This is a genomic window from Piezobacter thermophilus (genome assembly GCF_055386745.1).
Genome location: NZ_AP042380.1, coordinates 2,026,296 through 2,038,962, shown reverse-complemented (window position 1 = coordinate 2,038,962; position 12,667 = coordinate 2,026,296). Strand labels below are relative to the sequence as shown.

Genomic DNA, 12,667 nt, shown 5'->3' with positions numbered 1-12,667 from the left:
CATGAAACCGCAGGAGCGCAGGCAGCTTGAAGCCAGGTTCGATCAGGCGATGCACTCGATCTACGAACGCGCCGCGCGGGAGATCGGGTATCGGCCGACCTACTTTCTCAACATGCTCCGCGAACGTGGCGGCGTTGCCACGGCGGCTGCCCTGTTGCAACCGCGCGGGGCGGTCCCCGAAGGCTTCACGCGGCTCGCTCTCGAGCAGCGCCTGGACCTTTCCGTTGAACATCTCGTGCTGCAGGAACCCTGGTGCCGCCTGTTTGACGAGGATGTCCTCACCGTGGCGCGAAGGCGCTTGAAGAGGAGTTGACGATATGCTGATCCTGCACTGCCCCTATTGCGGCGTGGATGCCGATGAAACCGAACTGGTGCCGGGCGGCGAGGCGCATCTGAAGCGCGCAGGCCCCGACTCCTCGGACGAGGAATTCCACGACTACCTCTTTGCCCGGGAAAACCCCCGTGGCGTGCATTTCGAGCGCTGGCGCCACGCCGCGGGCTGCGGCAAGTGGTTTCACGCAGCCCGCGACACGGCCACGCTCGAGGTTTTCGGCACCTATCCGGCCCAGACCTCCGAACCGCCCCGGGAAATCCGCGCCCGGATCTCGGCCAGACGCCCCGGCTGGACGTGGAGGGAGTTTTCCTGATGTCCGCCCCCTTTCCGTTGTTCGCCGCCGCCCGCACCATCCGTGATTTTGCCCCCGCGCCTTGTGAAAGGGTCGCCAGATGAGCGCACGCATCGCCACCCAGGGCCGCCTGATCGACCGGTCGCGGCCGATCACCTTCACCTTCAACGGCCGCCGTCTGCACGGGCTGGCCGGCGATACGCTGGCCTCGGCACTTCTGGCCAACGACCAGGTGATGCTGGGCCGGTCCTACAAGTTTCACCGCCCGCGCGGGCTGATCGCCTCGGGCCCGGAAGAGCCGAACGCCCTTGTCGGCCTGGGCGAAGGGCCGCGATTCGAGCCCAACCAGCGCGTCACCACCACCGAGCTGTTCGACGGTCTGGTGGCGCGCAGCCAGAACCACTGGCCCAGCCTCGATTTCGACATCGGCGCGGTGAACGCGGCGCTGGCGCGGTTCCTGCCGGCGGGGTTCTACTACAAGACCTTCATGTGGCCGCGCGACTTCTGGAAGAAGGTGTATGAGCCGCTGATCCGGCGGGCCGCGGGGCTGGGGGCGGCGCCGAAGCATCCCGACCCGGACAGCTACGAGCATTTCCATGCCTTCACCGATGTGCTGGTGATCGGCGGCGGCGTCGCGGGGCTTCAGGCGGCGAAGGTGGCGGCGCAGGCGGGGGCGAAGGTGCTGCTGATCGAACAGACCCCGCATTGGGGCGGGCGGGCGCCGGTGGATGGCGGCTCCGTGGATGGCGAGCCGGTCGAAACCTTTGTCGAGAAGACCGTCGCCGAACTGGCGGCGATGGAAAACGTCACCCTGCGCACGCGCTGCATGGGGGCGGGGGTCTATGATCACGGCTATGTGCTGGGCTATGAGCGGCTGACCGATCACGCGCCGGGCTCGGGCGGGCCGCGCCACCGGCTGTGGCGGATCCGGGCGAAGCGGATCGTCACCGCCACCGGCGCCATCGAGCGCCCCTTGCCCTTTGCCGGCAATGACGTGCCGGGGGTGATGCTGGCCTCGGCGATGCGCGACTATGTGGTGAACTGGGGCGTGGCGCCGGGCCGGCGGGTGATCGTCGTCACCAACAACGACGACGCCTATCGCACCGCGATCACGCTGAAAAGGGCGGGGATCGAGGTGCTGCGCATTCTCGATGTGCGCAATTCGGGCGGCGGGGCGCTGATGGAAGAGGCCTACGCCCTGGGCATCCGCATCGATTGCGGCCGCGCCATTGCCCGGGTCTCGGGCGGCAAGCGGGTGGCGAAGGTGGCGATCTGCGCCCATGAGGGCGAAGGCGGCGCGCTGGAAGAGGTCGCCTGTGACGCGGTCGCCATGTCGGGCGGCTGGTCGCCGGCGGTGCACCTGTGGTCGCATTGCGGGGGCAAGCTGATCTGGGACGAAACCCAGGCCCATTTCCGTCCCGACACCGCGCGCCCGCCCACCGGCGCCGACGGCGAGGGCTTCGTGATTCCCGCCGGCGCCGCCAGTGGCGAGCTGTCCCTTGACGGGGTGCTTTCGGACGCCGATGCGGCCGGGAAATATGCAGCAAAAGCCGTGGGTTGCAAGCCGAAGCGCACAAAGGTCCCAAACTGCGCCGGACCCGAGGAGGCGCCGATGCGGCCGGTCTGGCTGATGCCCGAACGCGCCCGGGTCGCGCTGCGCAACAAGGCGTTTCTGGACTACCAGAACGACGTGAAGGTTTCCGACATCCAGCTGGCTGCCCGGGAAGGCTATGAAAGCGTCGAGCACACCAAGCGCTATACCACGCTGGGCATGGCTACCGATCAGGGAAAGCTGAGCAACATCAACGGCTTGGCCACCCTTGCCGATGCGCTTGGCGCACCCGTTCCCGAGGTCGGCACCACCACCTTCCGCCCGCCCTGGACCCCGATCAGCATGGGCGCCATTGCCGGCGAGGCGCGCGGAGAGATCTTCCAGCCGCTGCGGCGCACGCCGATGCATGGCTGGCACGAAGCCAACGGCGCCCACTGGGAACCGGTGGGTCAGTGGCGCCGCCCCTATGCCTATCCCCGCCCCGGAGAAAGCCTTCACGACGCGGTGATGCGCGAGGTGAAGAACACCCGCCAATCACTTGGTTTGCTTGACGCTTCCACGCTGGGCAAGCTGATCGTCAAGGGGCCGGATGCGGGCCGCTTCCTCGACATGCTCTACACCAACATGATGAGCACCCTGAAGCCGGGAAAATGCCGCTATGGGCTGATGTGCGATGAGAACGGCTTTCTCATCGACGACGGGGTGGTGGCGCGGCTCGATGACGAAACCTTCCTGTGCCACACCACCACCGGCGGGGCCGAGCGCATACACGCCCACATGGAGGAATGGCTCCAGTGCGAATGGTGGGACTGGCAGGTCTTCGTGGCCAATGTCACCGAGCAGTTCGCCCAGATTGCCGTGGTCGGCCCGAAGGCGCGGGCACTGCTGGAAAGGCTGGGCGGCATGGATGTCTCGCGCGAGGCGCTGCCGTTCATGGAATGGCGCGCGGGCGAACTGGCGGGCTTTGCGGTCCGCGTCTTCCGCATCTCGTTCTCGGGCGAGCTGTCCTTCGAGATCGCGGTTCCCGCCGGGCAGGGTCTGGCCCTGTGGGAGCTGCTGATGAAGGAGGGGGCCGAATTCGGCATCACTCCCTACGGCACCGAGGCGCTGCATGTGATGCGGGCCGAAAAGGGCTTCATCATGGTCGGGGACGAAACCGACGGCACCGTGATCCCGCAGGATCTGGGGCTGGGCTGGGCGATCTCGAAGAAGAAGGCGGATTACCTGGGCAAGCGCGCGCAGATGCGCCCGCACATGACCGATCCGAACCGCTGGAAGCTGGTGGGGCTGGAGACGCTCGACGGCTCGGTCCTGCCCGACGGCGCCTATGCGGTGGCCGACGGGGTGAACGAAAACGGCCAGCGCAGGGTGCAGGGGCGGGTGACCTCCACCTATTTCTCGCCCACGCTGGGTCGCGGCATCGCCCTGGGGCTGGTGCTGCACGGGCCCGACCGCATGGGCGAGGTGCTGGAGTTTCCCGCGACCGACGGCCGCGTCACCAGGGCCCGGATCGTCAGCCCTGTCTTCTATGACAAGGACGGAGAGAGGCAGAATGTCTGAACCCATCACCGCCCTGCGCGGCGCCACCTTCGACGGTCTGGCGCGGGTCGAGGAATGTCCCCCTCAGGGCATGATCACCCTGCGCGGGGATCTCGCCGCCAGACCCTTCGCCAGGGCGGTGGGCGCCGCCGCCGGGGTCAAGCTCCCCGGCCCGAACGAGGCTCGTGTCGAAATCGACGCCGCGGGTGCGACCGGCCTGTGCTGGATGTCGCCGGACGAGCTTCTCCTGCTCTGCCCGTATCACCAGGCCGCCACGACGGAGGCGGATCTGGCCGAGGCCCTTTCCGGCCAGCACGCGCTGGTGGTGAATGTCTCGGACGCCCGTGCCATGTTCCGCCTTTCCGGCGGGGCCGCCCGCGACGTGCTGGCCAAGCTCAGCCCGGTGGATCTTGCCCCTTCCGCCTTCCGCCCCGGCATGTTCCGCCGCACCCGGCTGGCCCAGGTGGCAGCGGCCTTCTGGATGGAAGAGGATGAAAGCTTCCGCATCCTCTGCTTCCGCTCGGTCGCACAATACGTGTTTGACCTGCTGAAGACGGCGGCGCACCCGGCATCCTCCGTCGCCTTCCACGCGGCCCCGGATCACCCCTGACGCGGCATCGGTCCTTTTTCTGGCCGAAAATATCCCGGGGGCGCGGGGGCAGCGCCCCCGCACCGGTCGGATCGCGCCAGCGATCCGAAACCGCCGGCTTCGCCTCACCCGGTCAGAAGAACCGTTTCAAACCCGGCCAGCGCCGCCTCGCTCAGAAGATGCTCCGGCGCCACGTCGCGCAGATGCCGGTCCTGCCACCGCCCGTAGAAATCCAGCGTCCCGGCCAGCGCCGCCATGCGCGCGCGCCTCGTCCGGGCGTCGATGAACGGCGCATGGGTGGAAAGCAGCAGCGCCGGGCGCTGCGCGCGCAGCCACGGGATCAGCGACGGCAGCACGTCGAACTCCGCCCCCTCGATATCGATCTTGACCAGAGACACCCCCGACAGGTCCACCGCCTGCGCGAACCGCTTCCAGTCGATGGTCAGCACGTCCCGACCGCCGGCGCCATCCGCATGCAGAAGGCTGGACATGGAATCCCCCGCCTCGCCACCGAACGAGGCCATCCGCGCCACGCCGACCCGGTCCGACAGGGCCACCGGAAAGGCGCTGACATTGCGCAGATCGTTCAGCTCGATGTTCCATGCCAGATGGCGAAAGGCCACCGGGTCCGGCTCGAAACACCACACATGCCGCGCCCGCCGCGCCCCGAACAGCACGGTCGGGCCGATCCATGCGCCGATGTCCAGATAGTCGCGATCGGGCGCGAGATGCGCGCGCAGAACGGCGAATGTCTCAGGCTCCCATTGGCCCGAGCCCGCCTTGCGCCAGAACCTGCTGTGATAGGGGTCGAGCCGGAACCGTTCGCCGCCAAGCTGCCCGGCATAATGGCCGCGGGCACGATACAGCATCTTCCTGACCCGTGTCAGGGCATCAACCAGCACTCCGCCCGCCTCCGATCATTGCGCCGAAACCGCCTTGGCCCTTGACCCCGCGCCCCCCGCGCCGCATGTAACCGGAGGAAACGCAACAGACACGAACAGAGGTCCAACATGGCTTTCGAACTTCCCGATCTCCCATATGCACATGATGCGCTGGCTTCCAAGGGCATGTCCGCCGAAACGCTGGAATACCATCACGACCTGCACCACAAGGCCTATGTGGACAACGGCAACAAGCTGATTGCCGGCACCGAGTGGGAAGGAAAGTCGCTGGAAGAGATTATCACCGGCACCTATCAGCCGGGCGCCGTTGCGCAAAGCGGCATCTTCAACAACATCTCGCAGCTTTGGAACCACAACCAGTTCTGGGAAATGATGGGTCCGGGCGAAAGCGGAATGCCGGGCGAACTGGAAAAGGCGCTGGTGGAAAGCTTCGGCTCGGTGGAGGAATTCAAGGCCCAGTTCACCGCCGCCGGGGTGGGGCAGTTCGGCTCGGGCTGGTGCTGGCTGGTGAAGAACCCCGACGGATCCCTGGCCGTGACCAAGACCGAAAACGGCGTCAACCCGCTGTGCTTCGGCCAGACGGCGCTGCTGGGCTGCGACGTGTGGGAGCACTCCTACTACATCGATTTCCGCAACAAGCGCCCGGCCTATCTGGAAAATTTCCTCAACAACCTGGTCAACTGGGAAAACGTCGCTTCGCGGATGTGATCCCGATCTTTCCCTTCCCCCGCGCCCGATCGGTCGGGCGCGGGGGATTTCCGGGACAGACGCCCGGTGGCCGGGTTTCTGTCACCCAATCTACAGGATGAAATCGGTCTCCCCGAGCGGGACGGCACCCCGAAGGCCGATCGAGAAATCGGCAATCCCATCTCCATCGACGTCACCCATGATCACCGTGTGACGCAAGAACTGTTCCACTCTCAGCTCGCCTGCGGTGCCTGAGAAGGGCGCATCCCCTATGAAGGCGAAGGAATCGTCCGTTCCGCCCGAAACGGCATCGGTGCCGCTCAGGTCGATCACGTCGGCACCGGGCCGGAAGTCCCGGATGACATCGCGGGAAACCCGGTCGGTTCCGGACTCCGCGAGGGACGCGAAAACGAACGTATCGTTTCCGGCGCCGCCCTTGAGAATGTCCTTCCCCGTGCCGCCGGCCAGAGTGTCGTTTCCGCGGCCACCGATCAGCCGGTCGTTGCCGTCGCCTCCAGACACATGATCCGCGCCCCTGTCGCCGAACAGCCGGTCATCTCCGCCGTCGCCGCTGACGAGATCCCGCCCGGCTCCACCATGAACCAGGTCGTCGCCATGGCTTCCCGGACCCTGATCGCCAAACAGGATGTCGCTCCCGGCGCCTCCGAGAATGGTGTCGTTGCCGAAACTGCCTCTGATCACGTCATCGCCTGCCCCCGAACTCACGAAATCGTTTCCTACGCCGGCAAAGACCGAGTCGTTGCCATTCAGGGTGCGGATCGTGTCGGTGCCGTCGCCCGTGAAGATGTCGAAAGTTTCGATCGATTGGAAGAGCATGCCGAAGCTGGCGTGCCCGAACCCGGCCGGGTCCGGTCGCGCATCCAGGGTGAAGTTTCCGGTCACGCCGAAGACCTTGAGCACGTCCTCGCCGTCTCCTCCGAAGTAGGTTTCCGCATCGAGAACTGGACTGTATGATGGCGCGAAGACGAAACGGTCGTTTCCGGCCCCCCCGTAAGCGATGTCGTTGCCGGGGCTGTTGAAAAAGAAATCCGGGTCGCTTCCGCCGAAATACGTGTCGTCTCCTGCCAGGCCCTGAAACCGGTCGACGCCGCCATTGCCGTAGATCGTGTCATCACCTTGCGTTCCGGTCAGTGTTTCGCCGGCCGAAGTTCCGTTGATGATGGTCATGCCCTTCCGTTCCCGATCTGCTGAAGTCGTTCCGCGCGTCAGCGGCACCTGCCCGGCGCCCGCCCGTCATGAACAGGCGGGAAGTTCCCGGGACGCCGGCGCAACGTCTGCGCGTCTTCGCATTACGGAATGCGCGGAGAGGATGCAATTCCTTGTCCGCCACTCACCGTCCACCGGTGACCAGAGGCTTGCGGCACGGTCGTTCCGCAGCCTTGCGCGCGGGGGGCAAGCGGTTCATGCTTGGCCCGCAGGCGCGGGACGGAGGAGGTGACGATGAACCGGATGACGGCTGCCGATCTTCTGGGCGAGGATCTGCGCGAGGGCGTTCTGACGCTGACCCTTGGCGCGCCGCCGGCCCATCCGCTGTCTCTGGACATGATCCGGGCATTGCACGGGGCGCTGAGGCGCGCGGCCTCGGACGCGCAGGTGCGGGTGATCGTGATCCACGGGCCGGGGCGGATCTTCTGCGCCGGGCACGACCTGAAGGAGATCGCCCGCCACCGCGCCGATTCCGACCGGGGCCGCGCTTTTCTGGAGCGGCTGTTCGCGGCCTGTGCGCAGATGATGCAGGCGGTCACGAATGCGCCGCAACCCACCATCGCCATGGTCGAGGGGCTGGCCACCGCCGCCGGGCTGCAGCTGGTGGCGGCCTGCGACCTGGCCTTTGCCGCGCCGGAGGCCGAGTTCTGCCTGCCAGGCGTCAACAATGGCGGGTTCTGCACCACCCCCGCCGTGGCGGTGTCGCGCAACCTTTCGCGCAAGCATGTCATGGAAATGGCGCTTTCGGGCGAACGCTTCGATGCCGAATGGGCGCGGGGCGCGGGGCTGGTCAACCGGATCGTCCCGGCCGAGAGGCTGGCGGCAGAGGTCACCGCCTTCGCCCGCCGGCTGGCCACCCGTTACGCGCCGGCGCTGGCGCTGGGCAAGCGGACGCTCTATCGCCAGCTGGAGATGCCGCTGGACAAGGCCTACGCGGCCGCCACCGAGGCGATGATCGCCCATTTCATGGATCCGCACCGGATCGCGGAAGAACTGGAGAACTGGCGACCCGCGCCGCCGGCAGGGGGGATCAGCCCAGAGCCCGGCGAAGCGCCGTCATAGCCTCCTCCGGTCCGTCCACCCATGTCAGGAACCGCGCCAGCGAGGCTTCGGCAAAACCCTGATCGATCACGTGATCGATCAGCTTTCGCAGCGGATCCCAGAAACCTGCGCTGTTGAGTACCACGATGGGCTTGTCATGCAGGCCCAGCTGGCGCCAGGTCAGGGCCTCGAACAGCTCGTCCAGAGACCCCGCGCCGCCGGGCAGGACGATCACCGCGTCGGCATTCATGAACATCACCTTCTTGCGTTCATGCATGGTTTCGGTGACCACATGGCGGGTCAGGTCGGCCTTGCCCACCTCGCGCACGACCAGGTGGCGGGGAATCACCCCGAAGGTATCGCCGCCGGCGGCCTGGGCGGCCCGGGCCACCTCGCCCATGAGCCCGACATCGCCGGCCCCGTAGACCAGCCGCCAGCCGGCCGCGGCAAGTTCGCGCCCCAGCATTGCCGCGTCGCGCGCATAGGCAGGCATTGCCCCGGCACGCGATCCGCAATAAACACAAACGGATTTGACGGTCATCTGTCTGCCTTTCCCGGGACTTTCGGGCGCGTGTCCTCCACCCGCCCGCCGGTGATAGCGGGAACGGCGGGCAGGCTCAACCGTGCGTCCGGCGCGGGCGCCTGTGGGGGAAGGAAGAGGAATGGCGGCATCGGGCAATGGCGGCAGCAGATGGGGCATTGCGGCTCTGGCTGCGGGGGGCGTGATCGTGCTGGCGGTGGTGGCGGCCTGGCTGGCGGGCCTGATCGGTCCCCGTCTGCAGCCCGCACCCGAACCCGCGCCCGAAACCGTATCCGAACCCGCGCCGGCGGTGACCGCGACGGCGCCCGGCCCGGCCGCCGATGCCCCCCGGGATTCCGAACCGCCCTCCGCGCCGCAAGAGGCCGCGCAGGTCGCGCCCGCGCAGGAGACGGCTTCGGAGCAGGAGGCGAGCGCCCCGCCGCAGGCCGCCGCGTCCGAGACCGAACCCGCCCCCGAAGTCGAATCCGGCACCGGGCAGGAAACGGCGGAGGGCGAAAAGCCCGCCCCCGGCCCGACCGAAGCCGCCTCCGGCGAAGAGGCGCAACCCGAACCCGCCCCGACGGCGCCCAGCTTCGATCTGGTGCGGGTCGAGTCCGACGGAACCACCGTCATTGCCGGCCGGGCCGATCCGGGCAGCCGGGTGACCATTCTGCTTGACGGCAGGCCGTTCGAAACCGCCACGGCCGATGGCTCCGGCGCATTCGTAGCCTTTCTTCAACTACCGGTCAGCGCCGATCCGCGGGTTCTGACCATGCGGGTGGGCGAGGGCGCTCAGGCCGTCCCGTCCGCCGACCAGATCATCCTTGCGCCCACGCGCCTTGCCGAAGCCGAGGCCGCGCCCGGCAAGCCCGTGGAAACCCCGGCGCAGACGCCACAGGCTCCGGCGGGGGAGGGGCCGGGCGTCGATGAGGGCGAGATGGCCAAGGCTCCCGGTCAGGTGGAAGATGCCGCCCCGGCACCGGTGCAGGAAGCGCAGGGATCGATCCCGCCGGAACCGACCGCCCCCGGCGCAGAAGCGACGGAGCCGGTTCTGGCCGAAGCGGATGCGGGCGGGCCTGATGCTGGCAAGGGTGAAGATGTCGCCCGGCCCGCGGCAGGGCCGGAGGCCGGGAAGGATGCCGTGGATCAGGCAGCCGCGCCGGCCCGGATGGCTGGTGCGGATGCGCAGCCCCCGGCCGACGTTTCCGAGAAGGCGCAGGTGGCGCAGATGCCCGAACCTGCCTCTGAACCCGGCGCAGTCCCGTCGCGTGCCGCCGATGCCAGCGATACGGCCCCCGAAGCAGCTCCCGAAGCCGCGACCGAAACCGCCGCCGGCACCCCGCAACCCGCCGCCGCCGGCACGTCCGCTCCGCAAGATGCGGCAGCGACCGCCGGGGCGGTTCCGAAGCCGGTGACAGGCTCTCCCGCAGATGAGAACGCGGTCGCCGAGGACACCGGATCCGCCCCCGAAACCGGCGCCGCAGGTACCGCGGTCGCCGTGCTGCGCGCGGGCGAGGAAGGGGTGGAGCTGATCCAGCCCGCACGCCCGGCCCCGCCCGAGGTGATGAACGAGATCACGCTCGACACCATCGGCTATGACGACGAGGGCGAGGTGCTGCTCAGCGGGCGGGCGAAAGAGGTCGGATCCTCGGTGCGCGTCTATGTGAACAACCGCCCTGTCGCCGAACTCCTCTCCGACGAATCGGGTCGCTGGAAGGGGCAGCTTCCGAACGTGGATCCCGGTGTCTACACGCTGCGCCTCGACGAGGTGGACGCACAGGGCAAGGTGGTCAGCAGGATCGAAACCCCGTTCCGCCGCGAATCGCCCGAGGTGCTGCGCGCGGGCCGCAACCCGCAGGGGGAAAGCCTGGAGGAGACGCCGCTCATCCGCGCCGTGACCGTCCAGCGCGGCGACACCCTGTGGGCGATCTCGCGCGAGCGCTACGGGAAGGGGATCCTCTACGTCAAGGTGTTCGAGGCCAACCGCGACCAGATCCGCGATCCCGACCTCATCTATCCGGGGCAGGTGTTCACCATTCCGGAATGATCCGGGCAGCGGGCAGGGAAAGGGGGGCTCTGGCCTTTGCCGGCGCGGGGTCTTATGTCACCGCGAAGAAGAGGAAACGCGATGAACCCCGGTCCTGACATCTCTCCCGGAGCCGAACGCCGTTCGGCCTGGCGCACCATCCGCAAGGTGGCGCCCTATCTGTGGCCGAAAGAGCCGCGCTGGGTGAAGGTCCGGGTGATGCTGGCGCTGTTCCTGCTGCTGCTGTCCAAGGCGGTCGCGGTCTATACGCCGGTGCTTTACAAGGGCGCGGTGGATGCGCTTGCCGCAGAGGGCGTGCCGCCGCTGGCGCTGGGGGCGATCGGGCTGACCGTGGCCTATGGCGTGGCGCGGCTGATGACCGTGGGCTTTCAGCAGCTGCGCGATGCCGCCTTCGCCCCGGTGACCCAACGCGCCCTGCGCCGGCTGGCGCTGGAGACCTTCGAGCACATCCACCGCCTGTCGATGCGCTATCACATCACCCGCAAGACCGGCGGGTTGAGCCGGATCATCGAGCGCGGCGTGAAGGGGGTCGAATTCCTGCTGCGCTTCCTGCTGCTCAGCTTCGGGCCGCTGATCCTGGAACTGGTGCTGGTGGCGATCATCCTCACGGTGATGTTCGATGCGCGCTACCTGCTGATCGTCGGCGTGACCATCGGGCTTTACGTCTGGTTCACCTTCCGGGTGACCGAATGGCGGGTGAAGCTGCGCCGCGAGATGAACGACCAGGACACCGATGCCAACCAGAAGGCCATCGACAGCCTGCTGAACTACGAGACGGTCAAGTATTTCGGCGCCGAGGAGCGCGAGGCGCGGCGCTATGACGGGGCCATGCGCCGCTATGCCGAGGCTGCGCTCAAGACCGCCTATTCCCTGGCCTTCCTCAATTTCGGCCAGTCCTTCCTGATTACCTGCGGGCTGGTCGGGGTGATGGTGCTGGCGGCGATGGGGGTGCAGGAGGGGGTGCTGACGGTGGGCGATTTCGTCATGGTCAATGCCTACATGGTGCAGATCACGGTGCCGCTGAACTTTCTCGGCACGGTCTATCGCGAAATCCGGCAGAGCCTGGTGGACATGGGCGAGATGTTCGACCTGCTGGAACAGCCCGCCGAGGTCGCCGACCGCCCCGGCGCCCGCCCGCTGGAGGTGACCGGCGGGCAGGTCGAATTCGACGAGGTGCATTTCGGCTACGATCCCGAGCGCGAGATCCTCAAGGGCATCAGCCTGACCGTGCCGGCCGGCGGCAGCGTGGCCATCGTCGGGGCGACCGGATCGGGCAAGTCCACCATCGGGCGGCTGCTGTTCCGTTTCTACGACGTGACCGGCGGGGCGATCCGCATCGACGGGCAGGACATCCGCGACGTGACCCTGAAAAGCCTGCACGCCGCCATCGGCGTGGTGCCGCAGGACACGGTGCTGTTCAACGACACCATCGGCTACAACATCGCCTATGGCCGCGAGGGCGCGACGCAGGAAGAGATCGAGCAGGCCGCCCGCGATGCGCAGATCCACGATTTCATCGTCTCGCTGCCCGACGGCTACGACACGCGGGTGGGCGAGCGGGGGCTGAAGCTTTCGGGCGGCGAGAAACAGCGCGTGGGAATCGCCCGGACGCTGCTCAAGAACCCGCCGATCCTGATTCTGGACGAAGCCACCAGCGCCCTGGACACCCGCACCGAACAGGAGATCAAGGACGCGCTGGCCCGCGCCGCGCAGGGGCGCACGGTGATCACCATCGCCCACCGGCTGTCCACCATTGCCGAGGCCGACCAGATCGTGGTGCTGGAAGCGGGCGAGATTGTCGAGCGCGGCGCCCATGACGAGCTGCTGGCCCGCGGCGGGCGCTATGCCGAGCTGTGGAACATGCAGCAGTCGGAATCCGAAGCGGCCTGATCCGCGCCCACCCGGGCGGCCGCCTGCCCTCCGCCGGCGCGGGGCAA

General features: G+C 67.8%; 11 protein-coding genes. 8 read left to right on the top strand and 3 right to left on the bottom strand.

All coding sequences use genetic code 11. The features are described 5' to 3' along the window. Position 1: 1 nt before the first annotated feature. The 4 genes from ACZ5CM_RS09905 to ACZ5CM_RS09890 all read left to right on the top strand — a co-directional run bounded on the left by ACZ5CM_RS09905 (position 2) and on the right by ACZ5CM_RS09890 (position 4,327). The gene (locus ACZ5CM_RS09905; RefSeq protein WP_464638172.1) at positions 2-313 is read left to right on the top strand and encodes a hypothetical protein; all 312 of its coding nucleotides are present in this window, start codon (positions 2-4) and stop codon (positions 311-313) included. A gap of 4 nt (positions 314-317) precedes the next feature. Next, the gene (locus tag ACZ5CM_RS09900; RefSeq protein WP_464638169.1) at positions 318-647 is read left to right on the top strand and encodes a sarcosine oxidase subunit delta; all 330 of its coding nucleotides are present in this window, start codon (positions 318-320) and stop codon (positions 645-647) included. A 79-nt stretch (positions 648-726) separates the two neighbouring features. Beyond that, entirely contained in the window at positions 727-3,738 is a 3,012-nt protein-coding gene (locus ACZ5CM_RS09895; protein ID WP_464638166.1) for a sarcosine oxidase subunit alpha family protein, read from the top strand. Further along, positions 3,731-4,327, top strand: coding sequence for a sarcosine oxidase subunit gamma (locus tag ACZ5CM_RS09890; RefSeq protein ID WP_464638163.1), 597 nt, complete (start codon positions 3,731-3,733; stop codon positions 4,325-4,327). Before ACZ5CM_RS09895 ends, ACZ5CM_RS09890 begins: the two co-directional genes overlap by 8 nt. A 104-nt stretch (positions 4,328-4,431) precedes the next feature. Here the strand turns inward: ACZ5CM_RS09890 and ACZ5CM_RS09885 are convergent, their stop codons facing one another. Continuing rightward, positions 4,432-5,208: an FkbM family methyltransferase gene (locus ACZ5CM_RS09885; RefSeq protein ID WP_464638160.1), complete on the bottom strand. Its 777-nt coding sequence runs from the start codon at positions 5,206-5,208 to the stop codon at positions 4,432-4,434. Between the two features lie 108 nt (positions 5,209-5,316). Here ACZ5CM_RS09885 and ACZ5CM_RS09880 point away from each other — a divergent pair, with 108 nt between their 5' ends. Next, positions 5,317-5,916 (top strand): superoxide dismutase, encoded by a 600-nt coding sequence (locus tag ACZ5CM_RS09880; RefSeq protein WP_464638157.1) that lies wholly within the window; start codon positions 5,317-5,319, stop codon positions 5,914-5,916. 90 nt (positions 5,917-6,006) lie between these two features. On the opposite strand, the gene ACZ5CM_RS09875 is transcribed toward ACZ5CM_RS09880, so the two are convergent. Continuing rightward, the gene (locus ACZ5CM_RS09875) at positions 6,007-7,083 is read right to left on the bottom strand and encodes a calcium-binding protein (RefSeq protein ID WP_464638154.1); all 1,077 of its coding nucleotides are present in this window, start codon (positions 7,081-7,083) and stop codon (positions 6,007-6,009) included. 273 nt (positions 7,084-7,356) lie between these two features. Between ACZ5CM_RS09875 and ACZ5CM_RS09870 the strand changes: the two genes are divergently transcribed. Next, on the top strand, positions 7,357-8,184 hold the full coding sequence (locus tag ACZ5CM_RS09870) for an enoyl-CoA hydratase-related protein (protein WP_464638151.1): 828 nt from the start codon (positions 7,357-7,359) through the stop codon (positions 8,182-8,184). Here ACZ5CM_RS09870 and ACZ5CM_RS09865 read toward each other — a convergent pair. Beyond that, positions 8,153-8,704, bottom strand: coding sequence for an LOG family protein (locus ACZ5CM_RS09865; RefSeq protein WP_464638148.1), 552 nt, complete (start codon positions 8,702-8,704; stop codon positions 8,153-8,155). The genes ACZ5CM_RS09870 and ACZ5CM_RS09865 overlap by 32 nt on opposite strands. A 121-nt stretch (positions 8,705-8,825) precedes the next feature. Between ACZ5CM_RS09865 and ACZ5CM_RS09860 the strand changes: the two genes are divergently transcribed. Then, on the top strand, positions 8,826-10,730 hold the full coding sequence (locus ACZ5CM_RS09860) for a LysM peptidoglycan-binding domain-containing protein (protein WP_464638145.1): 1,905 nt from the start codon (positions 8,826-8,828) through the stop codon (positions 10,728-10,730). Between the two features lie 81 nt (positions 10,731-10,811). Then, on the top strand, positions 10,812-12,620 hold the full coding sequence (locus ACZ5CM_RS09855; RefSeq protein WP_464638142.1) for an ABCB family ABC transporter ATP-binding protein/permease: 1,809 nt from the start codon (positions 10,812-10,814) through the stop codon (positions 12,618-12,620). Positions 12,621-12,667 lie beyond the last annotated feature (47 nt).

Excerpts from the sequence above, each read along its gene's own strand:
- ACZ5CM_RS09905 (WP_464638172.1), top strand. The coding sequence starts at position 2 with ATGAAACCGCAGGAGCGCAGGCAGCTTGAAGCCAGGTTCGATCAGGCG.
- ACZ5CM_RS09900 (WP_464638169.1), top strand. The coding sequence starts at position 318 with ATGCTGATCCTGCACTGCCCCTATTGCGGCGTGGATGCCGATGAAACC.
- ACZ5CM_RS09895 (WP_464638166.1), top strand. The coding sequence starts at position 727 with ATGAGCGCACGCATCGCCACCCAGGGCCGCCTGATCGACCGGTCGCGG.
- ACZ5CM_RS09890 (WP_464638163.1), top strand. The coding sequence starts at position 3,731 with ATGTCTGAACCCATCACCGCCCTGCGCGGCGCCACCTTCGACGGTCTG.
- ACZ5CM_RS09880 (WP_464638157.1), top strand. The coding sequence starts at position 5,317 with ATGGCTTTCGAACTTCCCGATCTCCCATATGCACATGATGCGCTGGCT.
- ACZ5CM_RS09875 (WP_464638154.1), bottom strand. The coding sequence starts at position 7,083 with ATGACCATCATCAACGGAACTTCGGCCGGCGAAACACTGACCGGAACG.
- ACZ5CM_RS09870 (WP_464638151.1), top strand. The coding sequence starts at position 7,357 with ATGAACCGGATGACGGCTGCCGATCTTCTGGGCGAGGATCTGCGCGAG.
- ACZ5CM_RS09865 (WP_464638148.1), bottom strand. The coding sequence starts at position 8,704 with ATGACCGTCAAATCCGTTTGTGTTTATTGCGGATCGCGTGCCGGGGCA.
- ACZ5CM_RS09860 (WP_464638145.1), top strand. The coding sequence starts at position 8,826 with ATGGCGGCATCGGGCAATGGCGGCAGCAGATGGGGCATTGCGGCTCTG.
- ACZ5CM_RS09855 (WP_464638142.1), top strand. The coding sequence starts at position 10,812 with ATGAACCCCGGTCCTGACATCTCTCCCGGAGCCGAACGCCGTTCGGCC.